The organism is uncultured Bacteroides sp. (assembly GCF_902472605.1).
Classification (GTDB): Bacteria; Bacteroidota; Bacteroidia; order Bacteroidales; family Bacteroidaceae; genus Phocaeicola.
Map to the genome: position 1 here is coordinate 1 of NZ_CABROP010000027.1, position 23,242 is coordinate 23,242.

19 protein-coding genes are annotated in these 23,242 nt (G+C 46.3%); 12 read left to right on the forward strand and 7 right to left on the reverse strand.

Going from position 1 to position 23,242, the window contains the following annotated elements; genetic code table 11:
- Window positions 1–233: 233 nt before the first annotated feature.
- Window positions 234–632, reverse strand: coding sequence for a VanZ family protein (locus RDP42_RS07740; protein WP_308763223.1), 399 nt, complete (start codon window positions 630–632; stop codon window positions 234–236).
- Window positions 633–723: 91 nt separating this feature from the next.
- On the opposite strand from RDP42_RS07740, the gene RDP42_RS07745 reads away from it, so the two are divergent.
- Together RDP42_RS07745 and RDP42_RS07750 are read left to right on the forward strand one after the other, a co-directional pair.
- Window positions 724–2,097 (forward strand): sodium-dependent transporter, encoded by a 1,374-nt coding sequence (locus RDP42_RS07745; RefSeq protein WP_308763224.1) that lies wholly within the window; start codon window positions 724–726, stop codon window positions 2,095–2,097.
- The gene (locus RDP42_RS07750; protein WP_308763225.1) at window positions 2,098–3,012 is read left to right on the forward strand and encodes a helix-hairpin-helix domain-containing protein; all 915 of its coding nucleotides are present in this window, start codon (window positions 2,098–2,100) and stop codon (window positions 3,010–3,012) included. It begins immediately after the preceding gene.
- Here the strand turns inward: RDP42_RS07750 and RDP42_RS07755 are convergent, their stop codons facing one another.
- On the reverse strand, window positions 3,013–4,431 hold the full coding sequence (locus RDP42_RS07755; protein WP_308763226.1) for an alkaline phosphatase: 1,419 nt from the start codon (window positions 4,429–4,431) through the stop codon (window positions 3,013–3,015).
- A 142-nt stretch (window positions 4,432–4,573) separates the two neighbouring features.
- Between RDP42_RS07755 and RDP42_RS07760 the strand changes: the two genes are divergently transcribed.
- From RDP42_RS07760 to RDP42_RS07770, 3 genes are all read left to right on the forward strand, one after another.
- Window positions 4,574–5,539 (forward strand): fimbrillin family protein, encoded by a 966-nt coding sequence (locus RDP42_RS07760; protein ID WP_308763227.1) that lies wholly within the window; start codon window positions 4,574–4,576, stop codon window positions 5,537–5,539.
- 177 nt (window positions 5,540–5,716) lie between these two features.
- Window positions 5,717–6,286, forward strand: coding sequence for a xanthine phosphoribosyltransferase (xpt, locus tag RDP42_RS07765; protein ID WP_204473630.1), 570 nt, complete (start codon window positions 5,717–5,719; stop codon window positions 6,284–6,286).
- 18 nt (window positions 6,287–6,304) lie between these two features.
- Window positions 6,305–7,636 carry a nucleobase:cation symporter-2 family protein gene (locus RDP42_RS07770; RefSeq protein WP_308763228.1) on the forward strand — a complete coding sequence of 444 codons (1,332 nt, stop codon included), beginning with the start codon at window positions 6,305–6,307 and terminating at the stop codon, window positions 7,634–7,636.
- A 68-nt stretch (window positions 7,637–7,704) separates the two neighbouring features.
- Here the strand turns inward: RDP42_RS07770 and RDP42_RS07775 are convergent, their stop codons facing one another.
- Together RDP42_RS07775 and RDP42_RS07780 are read right to left on the reverse strand one after the other, a co-directional pair.
- Window positions 7,705–8,136, reverse strand: a complete 432-nt coding sequence (locus RDP42_RS07775) for an Hsp20/alpha crystallin family protein (protein WP_299170071.1) — start codon at window positions 8,134–8,136, stop codon at window positions 7,705–7,707.
- Between the two features lie 334 nt (window positions 8,137–8,470).
- Window positions 8,471–9,025 (reverse strand): DUF3332 domain-containing protein, encoded by a 555-nt coding sequence (locus RDP42_RS07780; RefSeq protein ID WP_308763229.1) that lies wholly within the window; start codon window positions 9,023–9,025, stop codon window positions 8,471–8,473.
- 162 nt (window positions 9,026–9,187) lie between these two features.
- Between RDP42_RS07780 and RDP42_RS07785 the strand changes: the two genes are divergently transcribed.
- From RDP42_RS07785 to RDP42_RS07800, 4 genes are all read left to right on the forward strand, one after another.
- Entirely contained in the window at window positions 9,188–10,765 is a 1,578-nt protein-coding gene (locus RDP42_RS07785; protein WP_308763230.1) for an MFS transporter, read from the forward strand.
- A 227-nt stretch (window positions 10,766–10,992) separates the two neighbouring features.
- Complete coding sequence (locus RDP42_RS07790) at window positions 10,993–12,339, forward strand: MFS transporter (protein ID WP_308763231.1); 1,347 nt, start codon at window positions 10,993–10,995, stop codon at window positions 12,337–12,339.
- A gap of 22 nt (window positions 12,340–12,361) precedes the next feature.
- Window positions 12,362–13,333, forward strand: coding sequence for a glycoside hydrolase family 130 protein (locus RDP42_RS07795; RefSeq protein WP_308763232.1), 972 nt, complete (start codon window positions 12,362–12,364; stop codon window positions 13,331–13,333).
- Between the two features lie 111 nt (window positions 13,334–13,444).
- Window positions 13,445–15,631: a GH92 family glycosyl hydrolase gene (locus RDP42_RS07800; RefSeq protein WP_374046952.1), complete on the forward strand. Its 2,187-nt coding sequence runs from the start codon at window positions 13,445–13,447 to the stop codon at window positions 15,629–15,631.
- Between the two features lie 8 nt (window positions 15,632–15,639).
- Here RDP42_RS07800 and tatC read toward each other — a convergent pair whose 3' ends face one another.
- Complete coding sequence (gene tatC / locus RDP42_RS07805) at window positions 15,640–16,452, reverse strand: twin-arginine translocase subunit TatC (protein ID WP_308763234.1); 813 nt, start codon at window positions 16,450–16,452, stop codon at window positions 15,640–15,642.
- A gap of 5 nt (window positions 16,453–16,457) precedes the next feature.
- Window positions 16,458–16,682, reverse strand: coding sequence for a twin-arginine translocase TatA/TatE family subunit (locus RDP42_RS07810; RefSeq protein WP_072543584.1), 225 nt, complete (start codon window positions 16,680–16,682; stop codon window positions 16,458–16,460).
- A gap of 450 nt (window positions 16,683–17,132) precedes the next feature.
- On the opposite strand from RDP42_RS07810, the gene RDP42_RS07815 reads away from it, so the two are divergent.
- The 3 genes from RDP42_RS07815 to RDP42_RS07825 all read left to right on the forward strand — a co-directional run bounded on the left by RDP42_RS07815 (window position 17,133) and on the right by RDP42_RS07825 (window position 21,649).
- A complete protein-coding gene (locus tag RDP42_RS07815; protein WP_374046948.1) occupies window positions 17,133–19,103 on the forward strand; it encodes a DUF3857 domain-containing protein in 1,971 nt (656 codons plus the stop codon).
- Window positions 19,104–19,139: 36 nt separating this feature from the next.
- A complete protein-coding gene (locus tag RDP42_RS07820; RefSeq protein WP_308763235.1) occupies window positions 19,140–20,777 on the forward strand; it encodes a DUF3857 domain-containing protein in 1,638 nt (545 codons plus the stop codon).
- 200 nt (window positions 20,778–20,977) lie between these two features.
- Window positions 20,978–21,649, forward strand: a complete 672-nt coding sequence (locus RDP42_RS07825) for a hypothetical protein (RefSeq protein ID WP_308763236.1) — start codon at window positions 20,978–20,980, stop codon at window positions 21,647–21,649.
- A 3-nt stretch (window positions 21,650–21,652) separates the two neighbouring features.
- On the opposite strand, the gene RDP42_RS07830 is transcribed toward RDP42_RS07825, so the two are convergent.
- Window positions 21,653–23,206 carry an ATP-binding protein gene (locus RDP42_RS07830; protein WP_308763248.1) on the reverse strand — a complete coding sequence of 518 codons (1,554 nt, stop codon included), beginning with the start codon at window positions 23,204–23,206 and terminating at the stop codon, window positions 21,653–21,655.
- Window positions 23,207–23,242: the final 36 nt, after the last annotated feature.

A 23,242-nucleotide genomic window follows, 5' to 3' on the forward strand; every position in this document is an offset into this window, starting at 1 on the left:
TTTACTGACGGAATCGGAAGAGGTCATCTGGCTTCTTCAGAAGTGTCATGTCCTGATGGATAGAATTATGTAAGAATACATGGAAAATTGACAATAAAAAATGGCATATGAAGATGATAGACCATAATCATTTCATATGCCATCTTATTTTGGGGACATTTACTGAATATCCCATTTTAGTGGACGTCGGTTGCTGTGATAGCACCCGACGTCTGTGTTTTTATGGAGTTGATTTAGGATTTCGGATGAGGAAATCTTTTTTGGATAAAGGGACGGTAAATGAAATGTCCGGCCAGGGTGGCGAGCAATACTCCGACGCTGTTGGCGGCAAAGTCCATCCATTCTCCACTGCGGTTGTCTGTGCAATAGGCTTGTAGGATTTCAATGCATCCGCTCATCAAGATGGGAAACAGGATACAGAGGATAATCAGATTCCATTTTTTGATAATTGAATGATGAATTAGGTATTCTATCCATAACACGGAACTGAGTCCGCCGTACATACAAAGGTGAACGAGTTTGTCGAAGTTTGTGATTTCTTCCAACCGGGTCTGGGGAGGGGTAAAGAAGGATAAATACCAAATCACCAAAATTGTGAGAATAGAAAATGGATAATGTCTTAAATTCTGCATTTCGCTTAAAACTTTAAATTATCGTGCAAAAATAAGATATTTTTTATACATTTGTCACCTGTTTTTCGGTGTAATTATAATAAAATGATTTATGCAGCACAAAAGTGAACGAGCGAATTTTGGAAGTAAGTTAGGAGCTATTCTGGCAGCTGCTGGCTCGGCAGTAGGATTAGGTAATATTTGGCGTTTTCCGTATGAGACAGGAAACCATGGGGGAGCTGCATTTATATTGATTTATCTGGGATGTGTGATTGTGTTCGGACTTCCCATCATGATTGCAGAATTTACCATCGGACGTCGGGCGAAAGCTTGTACGGGAGGAGCGTTTGAGGTATTGGCTCCCGGTTCGCATTGGAAATGGGTAGGATATGCCGGAGTGTTGACCGGTTTTCTGATTTTAGGATATTATTCGGTGGTAGCCGGATGGACCTTGGAATATGTCTGGCAGGCCGTGACATTCGGCTTGTCTGGTAAGACTTCCACAGAATATGTGACAATGTTCCAGGATTTCTCGCAACAGCCGTTTCGGCCGCTTCTCTGGTTATTCATCTTCATGTTCGTCACACATTTTGTCATTGTCAAAGGGGTGAAGGAAGGGATTGAAAAATCTTCGAAAATCATGATGCCTATCTTGTTTGTTCTGGTCATTCTGTTGGCTGTCTGTTCGGTGACGTTGCCGGGAGCGGAGAAAGGAGTGAAATTCCTTTTGCATCCGGATTTTAGCAAGGTTACTGCGGATGTCTTTCTGGGGGCCATGGGACAGGCTTTCTTCTCTCTCAGCTTGGGAATGGGTTGCTTATCGACCTACGCTTCTTATTTCGGGAAGGATACCCGTTTGGGGCATACGGCATTGAGCGTGGGAGTTATCGATACTTGTGTGGCGGTACTGGCCGGATTGATTATTTTCCCTGCTGCTTTTTCCGTAGGTATCCAGCCGGATGCAGGGCCTTCCTTGATTTTCATTACCTTGCCGAACGTGTTCCAACAGGCTTTTGCCAATGTTCCGGCTTTGGCTTATATCTGTGCGATAGCCTTCTATGTACTTTTAGCCTTGGCAGCCTTGACCTCTACCATTTCTTTGCATGAGGTGGCGACGGCGTTTTTGCACGAGAGATTCCATTTTACACGAGGACGTGCCGCTTGTATTGTCACAGGGGGATGCCTGCTTATCGGTATTGTTTCTTCACTGGCGTTGGGAGTATGGAGCAATGTCAAGATTGGGGGAATGAATATGTTCGATGCGCTGGATTATCTTACTGCTAAGATTATGCTGCCGGTATGTGGAATGTTTGCCGCCATCTTTGTAGGCTGGGTACTGGATAAGAAGATTGTGAAGGGAGAAGTTACGAATTATGGATCCTTGAAAGCACCTTATTATCCTGTCTATTTGTTGGCATTGAGAATTGTGGCTCCGTTAGGTATCTTGGCTATATTTATGAATGAATTGGGCTTGTTGAACTGGTAAATGTGGAAAGATTTCTTCTATTATTCGCGGTCGGAACGGAGAGTCATTCTGTTGTTGTTGGGGTCGCTGGTAATCTTGTGTATCTTGTGGGGAGTATGCCGGATTACGCAGCCTTCTGAACAGGTTTATCAGGAAGATAGTGCGGAAATTGATTCTTTTTTAGCTTCCGTAAGGCAACGTAAAACCGACGATACCAAACGGAAGTATGCAAAAGACAGATTCAAAGAAGTCCCGCAAGCCATTCTTTTTAATTTTAACCCGAATACAGCCGATTCTTCCCAGCTACGGAAGCTGGGGCTCTCTGCTTTTGTGGTTCGCAATATCCTCCGTTACCGGAAAAAGGGAGGCCAATTTCGTACGCCTGAGTCCTTTGCTAAGATTTATGGGTTGGAGGAGCAGCAGTATCTTTTGTTGAAGCCTTATATCCGTATTCCGGAAAAGGAGGAAATCCGTCGTCTTTCATCGGTGGAAGAAGCTCGACAGCAGACTAAGACGGAAATAAAACGGATAGAAAAGTATTCGGAAGGAACGCTTGTGTCATTGAATGAGGCAGATACCACTGAACTGAAGCGTGTGCCGGGTATCGGGAGCGGAATTGCGAAATTGATTGTAGCGTACCGGAACCGACTGGGGGGATTTACTCGTGTGGAACAGCTTCAGGAAGTTCCCCATGTAGATGCGAGTCTGAATAAATGGTTTGTGATTAAGGGAGGACCGTTCCGGAAAATCAGAGTGAACAAAGATGGACTGGACAAATTGCGAAATCATCCTTATATGGATTTCTATAAGGCTAAAGCCATTTTGGAATATCGCCGTAAACGGGGAAACATTAAAGGTCTTTCCCGGCTCTCTTTGTTTGAAGAGTTTTCTGAGAAAGACCTTCAGCGTTTGTCTCCTTATTTATCTTTCGAATAATTATTTACGAGTATAACCGGCTGCTTCTGCAATCTTTACCGGAATTTCTGTGTTGTCAATGCGGTTTTGGAACTTATCTGCTCCTGCACCGATGGCAAATACTGGCACGTAACCGGCAGAATGTCCTCCGCTGGTCCATCCGGTCAAGGCAATCTCATCGATAATCCGTTTGGCCTCTGCAGCAATCGGTTCATCTTGTGCATATTCGCTCTTTTCCATCTTCATTTCCTGGTTCTGCAGGCTTTGTTCGTACACGGCTTTCAGACGAGCTTCTTGTTTCTCACTCAGTTCCACTTTATCCCAGAAACCAAAGTTATCTTTCAAAGCCTGCTGTACAGCTTCCCAAGACACTTTATTATTAGTCTTTGCACGTAACTGGTTGATGATTTTGGTAAATCCGCTTTCGCTGACCTTCTGGTTCTTCAATACCTGCAGGTTCAGTTTGTACGGACCTTTTCCTAAGACAAAACCTCCTGTTTCATGGTCGGCAGTGACCACAATCAGGGTTTCGTCCGGATGTTGGGAATAGAATTCATAGGCCACTTTGATGGCATTGTCAAAATCTATGATTTCATGGAAGACAGTGGCTGCATCGTTGCTGTGGCATGCCCAGTCAATTTTACCTCCTTCTACCATCAGGAAAAATCCTTTTGACAGGTCTTTGGAAAGGAAATTGATGGCTGAACGGGTAATTTCCTGCAAAGTTAAGTCTCCTTTTTTCCGGTCGATAGCATAAGGAATGGAAGTCCGGTCTGCTTGTGAAGAAGCTTCTGACTGGAACAGAATCATTTTATCAGATTTCTTGCATTTTTTGAGGTAGTCTTTATAGCCTCTGGCAATGGTGTAGCCATATTGGGAGGCCATGTCATACAGACTCTCAGACTGTGGATTGTGTTCGTCTTTAGGTTGCAGGAAGTCTGAACCTGCGTAGAAGTCGAATCCTGTAGTGTACAAGTCTTTTCCTATGGTATAATAGCTTCCTCTTCCGGCTGCGTGTGCATAGAAAGCAGCAGGAGTGGCATGGTCTACACTTACACTGGTGGCAACTCCTACCCGACAGCCATGGTCTTTGGCCCATGTGGCTACACTGTAGACGGGTGTCTGTTGGTCTTTTAACACTCCAATGGCTCCGTTCTTTGTTTTATTGCCAGTAGCTAGTGCGGTTCCGGCTGCTGCCGAATCCGTCACTCCGTTTGTGGCAGAGAAAGTGGTGGCTACCGTAGTATAGGGAAATTGGGTAAACTGCAAAGGAGTAATTCCGATTTTCCCTTCTAACTCACCAAGGTACAGTTCCGTACCCTGTACTTGATTCACTCCCATTCCATCTCCGATGAAATAGAACACATACTTGGCCTGTTGTGCATGGATTTGACAGAAGGCCAGTAGGATGAACATGACGGCGATTGATAATTTCTTCATAAAGTTCTGTGTTGAATAATTTTTTGCGAAAATACGGAAAATTGTGACGATTGCCTCCCTTTCTGTGAAAAAGATATGGGAAATAGGTAAACGTTTTGGGGAGATTTCATTCTTATTGTTGTAACGATATTACATTCTTATTATGAAAAAGACAAATTTAGTAGGGGCATGTCTGGTTTTGTCCTTGTTGGCTTCCTGCCAGCAAAATGAATCGTTGTCAAACATGGGTGAAGATGCAGTCCTTCGTTTAAGGGCTTCGGTGTATGCAGCAGGTGCAGAGGCTCGAACTGTGACAGACGAAATGGGGGGCACCGAATTCTCGGAACTGGATGCATTGGGATTCTTTATGCCGGAAGAAAATAATCCTGTAAAGTGGACCCTGACCAGTGGTCAATGGATTTCAGAATCTTCGTTGACCTGGAAAGATAAAGTGAACACTTTTCAGTTTTGTGCATATTATCCTTATTCAGAAGAAGCCACCACACGTACCAGCATACCGATGCCGGATTTAAGCAAGCAATCGGGTTCCCTTTCCGAAGTGGGGGATTTTGATTTCCTGACCGCTCGTTGTCAGACTAGTTATCAGGAGACGGATAATGGTACAGTTTCTTTTACCGGTTCTTCTTCTTTCAAGCATGTGTATAGCCTTCTGGCCATCACCCTCAAGAAAGATTTACCCGAAGAAAATGTATTGTTGAGTCAGGCTACACTGGAAGGAGAGAACTTATTTGGACGTAGCACTTATCATTTTGGGGAACAGGGAGATGCAGATGGCATGACGTATGAGGAGGATTCCGAGGCAGATGCATTGACATTTGATTATGAGGAGCCGGTGACAGTAACAGAGAAAGCTGGATATACAATGTATTTCTTATGTAATCCATCAGAATTGGAGGAAAATACCAAGTTTTCTATAGCTTACCAGCGTGATGGGGTATCTTATACGGCTTCCACTGAAAAATTGGGTAAGCAGTTTCAAGCCGGTAAATTTTATCGGTTTACACTGAAACTGACAAAAGAAGCCTTGCAGCTGGTAGGATGTGAAGTGACGGGTTGGATTCCAGAAGAACTTCCTGAATTAACTATTGACGAAATCCCGGTAGAGTAAACTTTCCTTAAAGAGCTTATTTTGTATAAGGCCTTTTTCTATGAAATCACCTCCGTTGCAGCTTTTTGTAGCGGAGGTGAAATTTTATCTGCATGTAGAATTACCTTAAATTTCGGAAAAACATGTAACTTTGCACTTTCAAATAAAGAATAATCAATTCTTAGTTCATTATAAGCAATGAAAGCACTGAAGGAACGCATCATGCGTGATGGGAAATGCTTTGAAGGAGGAATCCTCAAGGTGGATAATTTTATCAATCATCAGATGGACCCGATTCTGATGAAGTCAATGGCTGTGGAATTTGTACGAAGATTTGCCAGTACAAAGATTAACAAAGTGATGACCATTGAGGCGAGCGGAATTGCCCCAGCTATCATGGTAGGCTATTTATTGGAACTTCCGGTTGTTTTTGCCAAGAAGAAAAAGCCAAGTACAATGGAAAATATGTTGACTACCACAGTCTATTCCTTTACGAAAGATCGTACGTACGATGTATGTGTAAGTAAAGATTATTTGTGCCCGGGCGATAAAGTATTGTTTGTGGATGACTTTTTGGCCAATGGGAATGCAGCAAAAGGAATTATCGATTTGGTACAGAAGGCTGGTGCCGAATTGGTTGGCATGGGATTTTTGATAGAAAAATCATTCCAGCATGGAGGAGATTATCTTCGTGCCCAGGGAATTCATGTGGAATCTTTGGCAATCATAGAGAGTTTGGATAATTGTCAAATTAAAATAAAGGAGTAACAGTAAAGCAAATCTTTGATGGAAAAAGAACAACAAGCAGCCCAGAGTGCCGGGCTTATTTACGGTTTGAATGACCGTCCCCCCTTGAAAGATACTATTTTTGCCGCGTTGCAACATTTGTTGGCCATTTTCGTGGCTATTATTACGCCTCCGTTGATTATTGCGGGAGCATTGAAGTTAGATTTGGAAACAACCGGTTTTCTGGTTTCCATGGCCCTTTTTGCTTCAGGTATCTCAACCTTCATCCAATGTCGTCGTGTGGGGCCTATCGGTTGCGGTTTATTGTGTATTCAGGGAACGAGTTTCTCTTTCATCGGACCGATTATTTCGGCTGGTTTGACCGGAGGATTAAGTGCAATCTTTGGTGCATGTATTGTTTCTTCATCGGTAGAAATGTTGATTAGTAGAGTGTTGAAGTACACGCGTCGTGTGATTACTCCTCTGGTGTCGGGTATTGTCGTGACCTTGATTGGTATGAGTCTGATTAAAGTGGGAATCTCTGCATGTGGAGGAGGAGCTGCCGCACAAGCCGACGGTTCATTCGGGTCTTTCCACCATATTGGATTGGCTGCGCTGGTACTGGTACTGATTATTTTCTTTAACCGTAGTTCCAACCGTTACTTGCGCATGAGTTCGATTGTGATAGGTTTGGTAGTCGGTTATGTGCTGGCCTGGGCTTTGGGCATGGTCGATTTCTCAGCGGTACAGAGTTATGGAGGATTCAATATTCCAATTCCTTTCCGCTATGGTATTTCATTTGATATTTCTGCCATCATCGGATTGGCGTTGGTGTATCTGATTACGGCCATTGAGGCATACGGAGACATTACAGCCAACTCTTTGATTTCGGGTGAGCCGGTAGAAGGAGAAACCTTTGTAAAGCGTGCTTCTGGAGGTATTCTGGCAGATGGATTCAACTCCATGCTGGCTGGTTTCTTTAATTCATTCCCTAATTCCATTTTTGCCCAAAATAACGGTATGATTCAGTTGACGGGTGTCGCCAGCCGTTATGTGGGGTATTTCATTGCTGGTTTTTTGATTCTGTTGGGTTTGTTCCCAGCGGTAGGTCTGGTGTTCTCACTGATGCCGGAGCCCGTGTTGGGAGGAGCTACTTTGCTGATGTTTGGTACAGTGGCTGCGGCCGGCATTCGTATTATTTCTTCACAGAAAATTGACCGAAAAGCTACGCTCGTAATGGCGTTGAGTTTTTCTTTTGGTCTGAGTGTGGAGCTGGTACCCGATATCTTGTGTCAGTTGCCCGATACACTCCGTAACATTTTCTCTTCAGGTATCACTACCGGTGGATTGACCGCTATCTTGGCCAATCTGTTGATTCAGATAAAGGAATAATTTTCTTCAGGCATAAAAAAGCCCCGTTCCCATGCAGGAGCGGGGCTTTCTTTTTAGGAGCTCTTTATTTATTTGACTTCAATAACTTTACGAGCCTGAACTTTTTCTTCGTTAGTCTTTTTCGGCAAATCGATTGTCAATACACCGTCGTTGACAGCAGCATTGATTTTCTCTTTCTCCACGTCATCAGGGATAATCATGGATTGTTCGAATTTGCTGTAAGAGAATTCGCGACGCAAATACTTCTTGTCGTTTTCCTCTTTGTTTTCGCTCTTCTTTTCCATTGAAATGGTCAGCGTATTGTCATCAGCCAGTTGAACGTGAAAGTCGTCTTTCGTCATGCCGGGAGCTGCCAATTCAACTTTATACTCTTTTTCGCTTTCAATTACATTGATTGCAGGAGCTGTAGAGTTGGCCTTTACCATCCAGTCGTTATCAAAGAAATCATTAAAGATACTCGGTAACCAGTTCTGATTGTAATTTTTTCTAGTCGGCATCATAGTTGTAATCTCCTATATTAAGTTGTTTTATTATCAATTTTCTTTCCGGAGGGCTTCTGCTTTCGCTTCCGCGATCCGCTTGAGAGATTGCAAAACGTATGCCTTTTAGGGAGGGTATGCCAAAAGGGACATCGATTTTAAATCCCGTTTAACTATCCTTCTCGTTTTTAAACTTAGGCAAACATTGGTGGGCTTCCTGCTTGCCACTTGTCGACAGATTGACATAAAATCAACTGCCAAACTTTCACTCTGTGGAATAAATGAACTCAGAATTACAGAAAAAAAGCCATTACGATTCCGCAATGGCTTTCTCTTTATTATAAATAGGTTAGGTTTATCGTGCTACAAATAAAGACTGGCTGTTTGCCTGGCGTGCAGAAATGATTCCCTGCAAGTCTGGAGAAACGGTCATCGGAGTACCATCTTTCTGAGTGAAAGTGATAGTGCCGTCTTCATTCATTGTAAACAATTCATATGTCTGTCCGTCGGCTGATACATTCCATGTGTTCTTTTCCTGGTTGTAAACCAAATTCAACGGCGTATTTTCTTCTCCCTTTTTGGTGATGGTATATCCGTCTTCGTTTGTACGTACAAGATATTCTCCATTTTCACCTTTCACTGTTTTTACGGTTCCCACATTCTCAGCCAGTGGATTGGAACCTGACCAGAATTCAATAGAGTTCAATACGATGATGTCGGCAAAATAGGCAACTTGGTATACAGGAATGATATGGAAGGCAAAGAATACAATTTCATTGACAAACTTGTTTCCGATATTGCTGTTCCAATCTTTTAAACTGTTCCACAATCCGAAGGAGCCGATACATGATGAACAGATGATGCTGGCGCCGAGAATCAGGCACGCAGCTGAAAGTTTTAATTTTCTCATATCTGCTTTAGTTTTGGGTTAATATTTAAGTGAGTATTGTCTTTTGTTATTACAATTTGTTACAAAGTTAGAAGTTATTTTCGATTGTGAAAGAGAAATGTAAAAAAATCGTATCTTTGCGTCGTTTTTTGTGAGAAATTAATGATTAAATAGAACAATAGCATGAAAGAAAAGATTCAGAAGAAGTTGAGCGATTCGAAGGCGGCACGCTGGATGGCCTTGTTCATCGTCTCGTTTACAATGATGTGTGGGTATTTCCTGACCGATGTGATGTCACCTTTGGAAAACTTGTTGACCACGAAAGGAAAAGTAGTTTATTTTACGGACGACACTTCTATGCCTGCCGATACCTTGGTAGCGAAGGTACGTTTGTTCTCTGCAGCCAATATGCTTTCCGAACCCGATTTGACGGTCGAGAAGTTAGGAGCAGGCGCAAAGATGCAGTATCAGGAACAGGTAAACGGGCAGCCGGTCACGGTGGAAAAGACCATCAGTTCAGTGGCACGTGGTGAAGGTTGGTCGAGCACGGAATATGGATTCTTTTCGGGTGCTTATGGTCTGATCAATGTCTTTCTGCTGATGCTCTTCTTCGGAGGCGTGATTTTGGATAAGATGGGTATCCGTTTCACCGGTACCATGTCGTCCGGATTGATGCTGGTCGGTGCGTTGATAAAGTGGTATGCCCTTTCTACTGATTTTGGCGATGCCCAGCTGTTTGGCATGAACATGCAGGTGGCATTGGCTTCTGTAGGGTTTGCCATCTTTGGTATGGGAGCTGAGATTACCGGTATCACCGTGTCGAAAGTTATCGTCAAATGGTTTGCAGGTAAGGAACTTGCATTGGCCATGGGACTTCAGGTAGCAATGGCCCGTATCGGTACGGCCCTCGCGTTGGGGGTCAGTCTGCCGGTGGCCCGTATGATGGGTAACGTGTCCTATCCGGTATTGTTCGGTGCCATTGTGTTGTGCATCGGATTTGTGTCCTACCTGGTATATTGTATGATGGACCGCAAGGAAGATGCATCGGCTGAAGCCGTACGCATGGAGAGTGGTCAGGAGAAGGAAGAAGGATTCAAGATGTCCGATTTGAAGCAGATTTTCTGTAGTCGCGGATTCTGGCTGATTAACTTGCTTTGCTTGATGTTCTATGCGGGCGTGTTCCCTTTCTTGAAGTTTGCCACAAAGCTGATGATTTATAAATACGACGTGCCCGAATCGTTTGCCGGTCTGATTCCGGCCCTTTTGCCGTTTGGTACCATCTTGCTTACTCCGGTGTTTGGTTCCTTGTACGACCGTATCGGCCGCGGAGCTACCTTGATGATTATCGGCTCTTTTATGTTGACCGCAGTTCACGTGCTTTTTGCACTCCCCATTATGAACTATTGGTGGTTTGCCGTAGTGGTGATGATTGTGTTGGGAATTGCTTTCTCCTTGGTACCGAGTGCCATGTGGCCTTCCGTACCTAAGATTATCCCGATGAAACAGCTGGGCTCTGCGTATGCCATTATTTTCTACATCCAGAACATCGGTCTTACTATGGTTCCCTGGTTGATTGGTTGGGTGATTGAACATTTTGCTACCCTTCGCAACGAGGCTGGAGTGATTACAGGTTATGACTATACCGCTCCGATGGTGATTTTTGCCATTTTTGGTGTGTGTGCCATTGTGATTGCCATGTTGCTCCGTGCAGAGGATGCCAAGAAACATTATGGTTTGGAAGAGGCCAATATGAAGAAATAATTGTTTCCTAAAATAAAAAAAGGAGTTGAAGCCTTGTATGACTTAGGCTTTAACTCCTTTTTTGTTTTTAGACCAATCAGCTGGGGATGAAGTCCTTGCTTTTGCTTTCTTTTAATCTTTTGTGAGTCTATAAGTGTGTATTTGTTTGTCTTATAGATTTTTTCGTGTATCTTTGATACATGTTTTTGTACAAGGCTGTGAGAAATAGCTGTTATACAAGTTTACCTATGAATTCTACAAGAAAAAAATCACCAATTACCTGGGTGCCTACTGCATATTTTGCCATGGGCCTGCCTTTTGTCGTGCTGAATATGGTTACTGTGTTGATGTTCAAGGGACTGGAAGTCGATGATAAGCTGATCACCTTCTGGACCTCATTAATCCTTCTTCCCTGGACGTTGAAACCTTTATGGAGTCCTTTCTTGGAATTGTTCCGGACCAAGAAATTCTTTGTCATTGCGACGCAGTTGATTACGGGAGCCACCTTCGGATTGGTAGCCTTTTCGCTGAACCTTCCGCATTTCTTCAGCATATCCATTGCCTTGTTGGCTATTGTTGCCTTTAGCGGGGCTACCCACGATATTGCCTGCGACGGCGTGTACATGAGTGAACTGTCCAATGAAGAACAGGCCAAGTTTATCGGATGGCAGGGAGCATTCTACAACATTGCCAAGATTCTGGCGACGGGAGGACTCGTGTATCTGGCCGGCTATCTCATTGAAATGAATGCCGGGGCCGGCATGCTGAGTGCCACCAAGAGGGCCTGGATGATTATTCTGCTGATACTCTCAGTCACGATGTTGCTTTTGGGGCTTTATCATTACTTTGCTTTGCCCTCCACTCAGGCAAAACGAAAAAAGGAAGAAGCTATGACCAGCCGGGAGGTATGGAGAGAGTTGGGAGAGGTGTTGCTTGATTTCTTCCGCAAGACCCACATTGTATATTATATCTGCTTCATCATTTTGTATCGTTTTGCCGAAGGGTTTGTGATGAAGATTGTACCTTTGTTTCTGAAAGCCGGCCGGGAGGTAGGAGGACTGGGACTGAATGAAAAGGAAATTGGATTGTATTATGGGACGTATGGCGCGGCGGCCTTTGTATTGGGCTCATTGCTGGCCGGATACTATATTGCCCGGCGTGGACTGAAGAATACGTTGTTCACGTTGTGTTGCATCTTTAACTTTCCGTTTGTGGTGTATGCTCTGTTTGCTTATCTGCAACCGGAAAGCGGCTGGATTATTTGTAGCGGCATCGTCTTTGAATATTTCGGATACGGTTTCGGTTTCGTCGGCCTTTCCTTGTTTATGATGCAGCAGGTGGCTCCCGGCAAGCACCAGATGGCACATTATGCCTTTGCTTCGGGTATCATGAACTTAGGGGTGATGATTCCCGGCATGCTGAGCGGTTGGGTGTGCGAAAGTCTTGGAGAATGGTTCAACAAACCGGGAGGCTATGAGCCTTTCTTTATCTTTGTACTGATTGCTACGATTCCGGCTTTTCTGATTACGTATTTCATCCCGTTCAAATATGATAACGACGGAAAGCTGATAAAAGGTGAACGAGAATATATCTAATCTAAATAAAAACAGACTGAATATGAATGACAAATTTGTAATGCCGTGGGAAGAACGCCCGGCAGATTGTAAAGAGGTGATGTGGCGGTATTCCAAGAATCCCGTCATCGGGCGGTATCAGATACCTACGTCGAACAGCATCTTCAATAGTGCGGTGGTACCCTTCAAGGATGGGTTTGCCGGCGTGTTCCGTTGCGACAACCGGGCCGTGCAGATGAATATCTTTGCAGGTTTCAGCAAGGACGGCATCCACTGGGAAATCAATCACGAACCGATCAAGTTCCAACCCGGAAACACCGATATGATTGAGTCGGAATACAAATACGACCCTCGTGTCACGTGGATTGAAGACCGTTACTGGATTACATGGTGTAACGGTTATCACGGCCCTACCATCGGTATTGGCTATACCTTCGATTTCAAGGAATTTTATCAGTGTGAGAATGCCTTCCTGCCTTTTAACCGCAACGGAGTACTTTTCCCGCAGAAAATCAACGGTAAATATGCCATGTTGAGCCGTCCGAGCGACAACGGGCATACTCCTTTCGGGGATATCTACATCAGCTTCAGTCCCGACATGAAATACTGGGGCGAGCACCGCTGTGTGATGAAAGTGACTCCTTTCCCGGAAAGTGCCTGGCAGTGTACGAAGATTGGAGCCGGTTCTGTACCGTTCCTGACAGAAGAAGGCTGGTTGATGTTCTATCATGGTGTTATCACCACCTGCAACGGTTTCCGCTACTCCATGGGAGCCGCGATTCTGGATAAGGACCATCCGGAGAAGGTGCTCTATCGTACCCGCGATTATCTGTTGGCTCCTGCAGCACCTTATGAACTGCAGGGCGACGTGCCCAATGTGGTGTTCCCGTGTGCCGCCCTTCAGGATGGGGAAAGAGCGGCTGTGTATTACGGGGCTGCTGATACTGTGGTCGGAATGGCTTTCGGCTACATTTCCGAAATCATTGATTTCGTGAAACGTACTTCCATTGTATAAGAATGAAAATTTTATAGGACCGTTCCCATAGTTGAGGCTATGGGAGGGGCCTTTTTTTATTTTAAGCCTATGAAAAAACTAATTGCATGTCTGAATTTTTTGTTCGTTGGGATGTGCCTGCATGCCCAGGAACCAGTAGATTATGTCGACCCGTTCATCGGGACCACCAATTTCGGTACGTGTAATCCGGGAGCCGTATGCCCGAACGGCCTGATGTCGGTCGTTCCGTTCAATGTGATGGGCTCGGCAGACAACAAGTATGACAAGGATGCCCGCTGGTGGTCTACGCCCTACGACTATACGAACAGCTATTTTACAGGATTGTCTCATGTCAACTTGAGTGGGGTGGGGTGTCCCGAATTGGGGTCTCTGCTGTTGATGCCTACCACTGGGGAACTGGATGTGGATTATCATCACTATGGCAGCAAGTATGAAAAGGAAACCGCTTCACCGGGATACTATAGTCTGCAACTGACGAAATACAACGTGAAAGTGGAGGCTACTTCTACCCTTCGGACCGGATTGACCCGTTTCACCTTTCCGAAAGGAAAGAGCCACATCCTGATGAACTTAGGAGAGGGGCTGACCAATGAATCGGGAGCCTATTTGCGCCGGGTGAACGACCGGGAGATAGAAGGCATGAAACTATTGGGTACCTTCTGTTATAATCCGCAGGCAGTATTTCCCATTTATTTCGTGATGCGAATCAACAAGGCTCCGCAACAGACGGGGTATTGGAAATTCCAGCGTAAGATGAACGGCATAGAGGCCGAATGGGACAAAGACAACGGAAAATACAAGTTGTACACACAATACGACCGTGATCTGGCCGGTGATGACATCGGTGCCTGGTTCACCTTCGACACGGAAGAAAACGAACAGATTGAAGTGGCCGTGGGCGTTTCTTTTGTCAGCATGGAGAATGCCCGCCAGAACTTGGAGGCCGAGCAGCATGGAGCCGGTTTCGATGAAATCCATGCCAGTGCCCGCAGCCAATGGAACAACGACTTGAGCCGCATCACCGTGGAAGGGGGTACGAAGGCACAGAAAACCGTGTTCTACACCGCCTTGTATCACACCTTGATTCATCCGAACATTTTGCAGGATGTGAACGGAGAATATCCGGCAATGGAAACGGGAGAAACCAAGACGACACAAAACAACCGCTATACGGTGTATTCCTTGTGGGATACCTACCGCAACCTGCACCAGTTGATGACACTGGTGTATCCGGAACGTCAGATTGATATGGTGCGTACCATGATCGATATGTACAAGGAACATGGCTGGTTGCCTAAGTGGGAACTTTACGGCCGGGAAACCCTCACCATGGAAGGCGACCCCAGTCTGCCGGTCATTGTGGACACGTGGATGAAAGGCTTGCGTGATTTCGACATGGAAACTGCTTACGAAGCCATGCGGAAGTCGGCCACCCTGCCCGGAAAGGACAACCTGATGCGTCCGGACAACGACGACTATATGAGCAAGGGCTACGTGCCTTTGAGGGAACAGTTTGACAACTCCGTATCGCATGCGCTGGAATATTACATTGCCGACTATGCCTTGTACACACTGGCCAAGAGCTTGGGAAAGAAAGCCGATGCCGACTTGTTCTACCAGCGCTCCATGGGTTATAAGCATTATTATTGCAAGGAATTCGGTACGTTCCGCCCTATCTTGCCGGATGGCACGTTTTATTCTCCGTTCGACCCGCTGCAAGGACAGAATTTTGAACCAAGCCCGGGCTTCCATGAAGGAAATTCCTGGAACTACACCTTCTATGTGCCCCACGATGTAAAAGGACTGGCCCGATTGATGGGCGGACAGAAAAAGTTTGTCGACAAGTTACAGATGGTGTTCGACAAAGGTTATTATGATCCGGCCAATGAACCGGACATTGCCTATCCTTACCTGTTCAGCTACTTCAAGGGGGAAGAATGGCGTACCCAGAAAACGGTGCGCGAACTGCTGGCCAAGTATTTCACTCCCAAGCCCGACGGCATTCCGGGGAATGACGATGCCGGCACCATGTCGGCCTGGGCCGTATTCAGTATGATGGGCCTCTATCCCGACTGTCCGGGCGTACCGGAATACACGCTGACCGACCCGACTTTCGACCGGGTTACCATCCGTCTGAACCCGGAGTTCTACGGGAAAGACCAGCTGGTCATTGAAAAGAAAGGCAACGGTTCAGCAGAAGGATATATCCAGAAGATTGAACTCGGTGGAAAGAAGACCGGCTATCGTATTCACCACAATGACTTGGTGAAAGCCGGTACCCTGACTTTCTATAAATAAAAATAAAATCAATTTTCCTCAGCTTGTTTCCTCTTGACGGTATGACGCACCACGCCGATGCTGATTTCGTATAAGAGGACGATGGGGAAAGTGACAATCAGCATTGTAAACACGTCTGAGGTAGGAGTGATGATGGCCGCAAGAATCATCGCGAGGACCCAGGCGTGTTTTCTGTATTTGGCCATGAAGTCGGCCGACAGAATACCGAGTTTGGCCAGTAGCCAGGTCAGTACGGGTATTTCAAACGTGATGCCCATCATCAGGCTCAGCATGTTCAGCGTATCGATATAAGAGCTGAGCACAATGGTGTTCTCCACTTCCGGGCTCACCTGATAGGTGGACAGGAAACGGAAGGTGAAGGGAAAAATCAGAAAATAGCTGAACAATACCCCTGTGAGGAACAGCAGGTAGCTCCAGCATATCAGGCGACGGGAATATTTCTTCTCGTTCTGGTAGAGGGCAGGGGATACGAAATGAAAAAGCTGGTAAAGAATGTAAGGAGAAGCCAGCAGGATGCCCGCATAAAACGAAACGCTCATGTGCGTGAGAAACTGCCCGGAGAGCTGGGTATTGATGAGTTTGACCGGAAGTGTCTGTGCTTCCAGACCGGAAATATGAAGCACCTGTCCCAGCCAGGCGAAGAAACGGTAGGTACAGAAATCCCCTTCCTTGGGCGCCAGAATCACGCCAAAAAGTTCGTCCTTGAAGCAGAAAGCCAGCAGCATGAGCACCACTACCGCGCAGGCGATGTGGATAATCGTTTGTCGGAGTGCGTCCAAGTGGTCCCAAAAGGTGAGTTCCGTGGGTTCGTTCGGCTTCACGGCAGTTATTTTTCTTTGTGGTCAGTAGAAGAAACTTCCTCTTTTTTGCTGTCAGTTTCTTTCAGGTTTTCTTCCACTTCGTTCATACCCTCTTTGAAGCTTTTTACTCCTTTTCCGAGACCTTTCATTAGTTCCGGAATCTTCTTTCCACCGAACAATATCAGGATAATCAGGATGATAAATAAAAATTCCTGGGTACCGATACCCATCAACAATAAGGTCGTATTCATGTAGTTCTGTAAAATAATGGTTTGTCTGTTATTGATTTCTACGCAAAAATATGGATTGTTTTTTATCTGCGCAAATGTAAGTCTTTGGCATTTTCGTTTTTAAAGGAAAAAAGCAGTGCGCTTGAAAGAATTCTTCCAGTTGTCCTGAGGATAATTCTTTTTTGTTTCCTTGTTTTCTCTGTACCACACTGCGGGATTTGTATTTCACAGTGTGAAATATGTATCCCACACTGTGGTTTTTGTATCCCACAGTGTGAAACAGAGAATTTGTCTTGAGATTTGTAAGAAACTACAGGAGGATTTTGTTTTATATGGACCTAAATGATTGGTTTGTCATTTTGATGCGTTTTAAACAGATTTAAGAATAAAAGTTTATGATTGTTAGGCTATGCGCATAAGAATGTATACCTTTAGGCCGTTTTTATTACTAAGGAACCTATCGAAAAGAGTATGAGAAAGACAAAACTATTTTTTGTGGGTGCAGTTGTCCTGATGTTGGGAGGGACGACGGTACATGCCCAGTCGTGGAGAAACGGCAGGGCCTATACGCTGGACAAGCAATATGCCAGCTATCCTTGTGTAAACTTATTGGACAGTACAAGTGTGACGGTGGAACCCACCGGACAAGGTTCGTTTGCTGTCTGCCGGGCCGTACGGGTACAAAACACCGCCGGAGCTCTGCAGCAACGGGTCTTGAAATATGACTACGACCCGCTGACGGCGGCTGCTACTTTCAAGCGGGTGACCATCTACCATGCCGACGGTACACAGACCCCGGTCGATGTGAGCAAGACCTGCGATTACGCTGCTCCAGCCAGAGCCATCTATTGGGGAGCCCGTCAGATTATGCTGGAAGTGGGTGCCCTGAAACCGGGTGACATCATTGATTATGAAATCGACAAGAAAGGATTCACCTACGCCTTGCTGGCCGACCAGCCGCAAGAGGGAGACGATTCCCGTTTCATTCCCCCGATGCGCGGACAGTTCTACGATATTGTGCCTTTCTGGGCCACTGAGCCGACATTGCGGAAAGTGTACCGCGTCAGCCTTCCGTCCGAGAAAGAAATCCAGTTCCAGTTCTATCAAGGCGATTGTGCTTCCTCCATGCGCTACGAGGACGGACGAAAAGTCTATACTTTTGTCAAAGACGAAATCATGCCGTTCCGCCGCGAACCGAACATGGTGGATTTCTATGACGCTGCGCCGAAGCTGATGATGTCTACCACTGCCGACTGGAAAGAAAAATCGCGCTGGTTCTATGGCGTCAACGAAGACTACGGCAGCTTTACCGCTATTCCGGAAGCTCAGAAAAAGGTGGATGAGTTGATTCGGGGCAAAAAGACTGAGATGGAGAAAATCGCCGTGCTGACCCATTGGGTAGCCGATAACATCCGTTATGCCGGAATTACCATGGGAAAGGGCGAAGGTTTCACCCTGCATAACCTGGAAATGGATTACACTGACCGTTGCGGCGTGTGCAAGGACATCGCCGGTACTCTGATTTCGTTCCTGCGGATGGCGGGATTCGAAGCTTTTCCGGCCATGACCATGGCAGGCAGCCGTGTAGAGACCATTCCTGCCGACCACTTTAACCACTGTGTGGCCGTAGTGAAACTCAGTAATGGCACCCTGATGCCCCTCGACCCGACGTGGGTACCTTTCTGTAGGGAATTGTGGAGCAGTGCCGAACAGCAGCAGAACTACCTGCCGGGTACGCCCGAAGGTACCGACTTGTGCCTGACTCCGATTTCTGACCCGGAAAACCATTACGTACGCATCAAGGCCCAGAATACCCTCGATGAGAAAGGTACACTAAAAGGTTCCTTCACCATCGAAGCCGAAGGTCAGAGCGACAGCAACATCCGACGCATCTTTACCACCGGATTCCAGAGCGAATGGGCGCACTCCATGGAACGCCAGTTGCTGAACGTATCGCCGAAGGCCCAGCTTCTCAGCGTGGACTACGGACGCGAGCCGAAAGAATATCAGAAAGCCCCCATCCGGATTACGTTCCACTATGCCATTCCGGAATATGCCATGAAAGGTGACCAGGGAGAACTGGTTTTCAAGCCGTTCGTGCTGAACAACCTCTATACGCAGGTACTTTCTTATCTGCGGATCGATACCAGCCTGGAGAAGCGGGATTACGGCTTCAAGGACGGTTGCTCTCGTCTGGTAGAAATGGAAGAAAACCTGAAGCTCCCGGCCGGATACAAATGGCAAGGAAAGGAAAAACAGGACCAGATGGACGGTACGGGTGCCGGATTCACCGGAAGCCTGAAACAAAACGGCAACCAGTTGCAGTTGAAGACCTCCCTGCGCTTGAAGAAGCGTGTCTATGAAGCTGCCGACTGGGATAGCTTCCGCAAGGCAGTCAACACCGCCAAAGGATATGGAGAATATATGGTAGTCAAAAAGTAACCCCTTATGCGAGGGCTTAACATGAAACGAAAAGCAATGAAAACATTATCAATTTACATAGGAATCATAGGGATGCTTTTGCTGGCTGTCCTGCCGGCCAAAGCCGCATCGGAAGCGGAGTTCCGCAAACTTTCGAAGACCTATACTCTGCGGGCCGACGGTAGCCAGGAGGTACGGGTGCAAAAGGAACTGACCCTGTTCACACATGCCGCCATGAACAGCTTGTATGGAGAAACCTTTATCGTGTACGACCCGGACTTCCAAAAGTTGGAAATCCACGAATCTTACACTCGTCAGAAAGACGGTACCGTCATCAAAACCCCGGCCAATGCTTTGGTAGAGGTACTTCCCTCTGCAGCCGCCAATGCGCCGGCCTACAACCGTCTGAAAGAGATGGTCGTGGTACACACCGGACTGGAACTCGGGGCTACCATCGTGCTGGACTACTCCATCGTGAGCAAGGCAGGTTATCTGCCGGCCCTCGATGTCTGCTGCCCGGTCAAAGAGCTTTCCCCCATCAAGGAATATACCTTCCAATTGAACGTGCCGGCCGATAAGATGGTACACTACGAACTGTTGAATGCTTCCGCCCAGCCGGCAACGGCTCAGAAAGACGGCATGAAGTCCTTCACCTGGACTTTGAAAGATGTACAGCCCCGCCCGTATGCCTATCCTTCTGCAAGAGGCAGCATGGGACAAGTACAAATGGCAGCCAGCGGTATGATGCCCGTCTTCATCGCCTCTGCCTGGGCAAATTACGGTGAAGCTCTGAAAAGCCTGAAGGCCCAGTTCCAGGCAGGCGACCCTGCGGTGGTCAAAGCCAAGCTGGCTGAATTGACTCAGGGCCTCAAAGACAATCCGCAAGCTGTCCGCAATGCCATCGCCAGCTACATGACTGAAATGTACCGACTGGGACGTTGTGGCGTATCCTTGCAGGAAGCCGGCTATCGTTTACGTCCGGCTTCAGAAGTCATCCGTTCGGCTTACGGAACCCAGGCGGAACTGGTGAACTTGGACGTAGCCTTGCAGCAGGCTGCCGGATTGGAAGCCGAAGTGGCTGTATGTGCCTTGCATCCGTCAGAAGCCGCTGACCAAGGGTTGTCTACCATCGTATCGCTGGTTGCCCAAAGCAAACTGATGCCGGAGAAAGTGGCCCTGACCGGTACGGATGAGGCCGGTCTGCAATCCTTCCTGACCGTAACCGATTTGGAGGGCAAGTCTTTGAAATTAGCAGACTATTTGGGAGCCAAGAAGTCGCAGCAAACTGACACTCTGAAAGTAGATGAGACCAAGATGCAGCAGCCTGCCGAAGGTTGGGGAATCGTCACCCTGTCTGACCCGACACCGGTCCGTACCCTTTATACATATGCTGCCAATACGACCATTCCTGAGAACATCCTTCTGCCGAACACGGTAGACTATACCTTGGAAACTGTGGTCTGCCTGCCGGAAGGAATGAAAATGGCTCCGCGTGCCGATAGGGAGCTCAGCAACGCCTGCGGAAAAGTTGCCTTCAGCTACCAGCCGACAAAAGACGGCGTGAAAGTGACCCGCACGCTCAAGATTGATCGTCAGTTGCAGACTCCGTCCAACTACAAGGAACTGTATGCCTTGCTTGCTGAATGGAAAGATGCCAACAACCATACTTTGGTAGTCAAGAAAGTATCAGAATAATCAACATTTACAGAAATACATATTCTATCTGTATTTATAGTCGCAAGAGCTGTAACCTTTTGGGGGTTGCAGCTCTTGTTGGGTATATAGGTGGTCATTCTTATTGGCTTGGAAGAAATGTCAGGAAGATGTCAGTCAAATTTTTAGGCTTTTATGCACTGGAAGGGTAGCTTTGCGGCTGAATCTTAAATGGATGGAATATGAAGGCAGATGTGCATTATGTAGGAATGCGGCGTTTTTTAGTTCTCCTTGTATTGGCTTTAATGGCGGGTTCTCTTTTTATCACGCAGAAGAAGGAGAAAGACGATACTCCTCTTCCCAAGAAACTGGAAAAGGTGATGCGTACTACGCGGATGAATACCTATCGGGATCCTTTTTATGGGTATGTGGTACATTATCCGTCCTTTTTCGAGCAAGTTTCCAATCCGCAGGTCAAGGAAAAAGGTTACTGCCAGTTCCGCTTTTGGAATGTGGAGCAGATTGTACAGACCGCGTTTGTGCTTCCCAATCTGGACAGCCTGACGGTGGCACAAGGAATGGCTCGGTTTGCCCGGGAATTGCATGCCACTTATCAACGTGAGGAAGGTGATGGTTTTATCCTTTCCGGACCGCTCCATTTGGAAAACCGGGAAGTGGCGGGCCATCATTTTTATGCCAAATACGTGCAGTGTCAGAAACTTTGGTTCGTGCAGATTCTTACTTATCCGGAGAATTGTACGCAGGCGATGACGCGGCTCATCCGGGAGATTGACCGTTGGAAGGTATGGGAGAAAAAAGAAGAGAAGAAATTGCCCGAATCGTTTGACTGTGAGCCGCAGACTACTTCACCGTATGCAGGGCCTTGCTTCCCTTGGATATTGATTACCAACTAAAGTTCAATTTTCTTCTATCAGCCACTTTTCGATACCTCTCATCTTTTCGCTGAAGTTCACACCTATTTTATATAATTTCCGTGAGTCTGAAGCAAAAGGAAGCGCATATTGTTTGTCGTGGATTTGTTGCAAGGCTTCCTCGGCGGTTCCGTCCAGCTTGAATTCCATCACGTAGATGTACTTGTCGGTTTTGACTACCATGTCAATACGACCATTGGAAGTGTGGTATTCAGCTTGTGTATAAAATCCCAGCAATTTGAATACGATAAAAAGCACATTCTGATAATGCAGTTCCAAATCACGTGCCAGTTCATACGGTGTGTCGGAGAAAAAACTTTGCAGGCGTTGCAGAAATGCGTTCACATCTCCTTTGCGTATATCCTTTACAAAACTCATGATTTCGAACGAGGAGTTCCCGGTGTTCAGATGGGCATAGCAGGGAAGGAGGAACCTCGTGAATCCTTCTTCCACCTCTTTGTTGGGGAATCCCAGATAATATGCCCGAAACTCTTTGTCGTATCCCTTGATGGTGAGATATCCGCTTTGGTACAGGATGGGTACAGGGTTGATGTACATCGTATCGATACTTTCTAGAGAGTCGGCATCTGCCATTTCTTCAGTGAAGCGATACAGGTTATAGCGACTGTGTTTGAGCAACTCGACCAGGAAGGTAGGTGTTCCCGTTTCGAACCAGTAGCTTCCAAACCTCATTTGGGCAAAGGTATTCAGCAGACTGAAGGGGTTGTAGATGTCTTCACTTTTTTCGGTGAAGTGATATCCGTCGTACATTTCCTTGAGCGTGGCCTTGGTCTCTTTCTCCGTCATGCCGTTCTTTTCACCCAGTTCGATGATATCCTCCTTGAAGTCACGGTATAATTCTTCCTCTGTGATACCGCACAGACTGGCGAAACGGTTATCCATGGAAATGTCCATCAGGTTGTTCAGGTCGCTGAATACGCTTACCTTACTGAATTTGGTTACTCCGGTGAGCAAGGCAAACTTGATATACTTGTCGCAGCTTTTCATTACTCCATAAAAGGCCTTCAAGGTATTGCGGTAGTCAGTCATCAGTTCATCGTTACCGATGACCTGAAGCATGGGTTTGTCGTATTCATCGATAAGGATAACCACGTTACGTCCTGTCTTTTCGGCCGCCCGCTGGATGATACCTTGAAAACGCAGGGATAGGCTGGTTTCACTGGGACGGGTGCCATATCTTGATTCCCAACCACATAGCATATCATTGAGCATGTCATACAAGCTGTCTGGCGTATCATATTTTTGAGCGTTCAGATCCAGATGCAGAATAGGATATTCAGTCCATTCTTTTTCCAGCTTTCCCATGGAAAGTCCTTCAAACAGTTCTTTTCTCCCTTGGAAATAGGCTTCCAGCGTGGAAATAAGCAAACTCTTTCCGAACCGTCGGGGACGGCTGAGAAAGTAATATTTACCACTCTCGGCAAGCTTGTAAACCAATGCGGTCTTGTCGATGTAGCAGTAGTTTCCTTTGCGGATTTCTTCAAAACTTTGTATGCCTATCGGATAATTCTTTTTCATCATGGGCTTGAATTTACCTACTCATACATTATGGAG

Bases quoted from the DNA above. Each gene is read 5' to 3' on its own strand.
- xpt (WP_204473630.1), top strand. From the start codon at position 5,717: ATGAAAGCACTGAAGGAACGCATCATGCGTGATGGGAAATGCTTTGAA.
- RDP42_RS07820 (WP_308763235.1), top strand. From the start codon at position 19,140: ATGAAAACATTATCAATTTACATAGGAATCATAGGGATGCTTTTGCTG.
- RDP42_RS07800 (WP_374046952.1), top strand. From the start codon at position 13,445: ATGTGCCTGCATGCCCAGGAACCAGTAGATTATGTCGACCCGTTCATC.
- RDP42_RS07795 (WP_308763232.1), top strand. From the start codon at position 12,362: ATGAATGACAAATTTGTAATGCCGTGGGAAGAACGCCCGGCAGATTGT.
- RDP42_RS07740 (WP_308763223.1), bottom strand. From the start codon at position 632: ATGCAGAATTTAAGACATTATCCATTTTCTATTCTCACAATTTTGGTG.
- RDP42_RS07745 (WP_308763224.1), top strand. From the start codon at position 724: ATGCAGCACAAAAGTGAACGAGCGAATTTTGGAAGTAAGTTAGGAGCT.
- RDP42_RS07785 (WP_308763230.1), top strand. From the start codon at position 9,188: ATGAAAGAAAAGATTCAGAAGAAGTTGAGCGATTCGAAGGCGGCACGC.
- RDP42_RS07790 (WP_308763231.1), top strand. From the start codon at position 10,993: ATGAATTCTACAAGAAAAAAATCACCAATTACCTGGGTGCCTACTGCA.
- RDP42_RS07770 (WP_308763228.1), top strand. From the start codon at position 6,305: ATGGAAAAAGAACAACAAGCAGCCCAGAGTGCCGGGCTTATTTACGGT.
- RDP42_RS07775 (WP_299170071.1), bottom strand. From the start codon at position 8,136: ATGATGCCGACTAGAAAAAATTACAATCAGAACTGGTTACCGAGTATC.
- RDP42_RS07755 (WP_308763226.1), bottom strand. From the start codon at position 4,431: ATGAAGAAATTATCAATCGCCGTCATGTTCATCCTACTGGCCTTCTGT.
- RDP42_RS07825 (WP_308763236.1), top strand. From the start codon at position 20,978: ATGAAGGCAGATGTGCATTATGTAGGAATGCGGCGTTTTTTAGTTCTC.
- RDP42_RS07830 (WP_308763248.1), bottom strand. From the start codon at position 23,206: ATGAAAAAGAATTATCCGATAGGCATACAAAGTTTTGAAGAAATCCGC.
- RDP42_RS07750 (WP_308763225.1), top strand. From the start codon at position 2,098: ATGTGGAAAGATTTCTTCTATTATTCGCGGTCGGAACGGAGAGTCATT.
- RDP42_RS07815 (WP_374046948.1), top strand. From the start codon at position 17,133: ATGAGAAAGACAAAACTATTTTTTGTGGGTGCAGTTGTCCTGATGTTG.
- RDP42_RS07760 (WP_308763227.1), top strand. From the start codon at position 4,574: ATGAAAAAGACAAATTTAGTAGGGGCATGTCTGGTTTTGTCCTTGTTG.
- RDP42_RS07810 (WP_072543584.1), bottom strand. From the start codon at position 16,682: ATGAATACGACCTTATTGTTGATGGGTATCGGTACCCAGGAATTTTTA.
- RDP42_RS07780 (WP_308763229.1), bottom strand. From the start codon at position 9,025: ATGAGAAAATTAAAACTTTCAGCTGCGTGCCTGATTCTCGGCGCCAGC.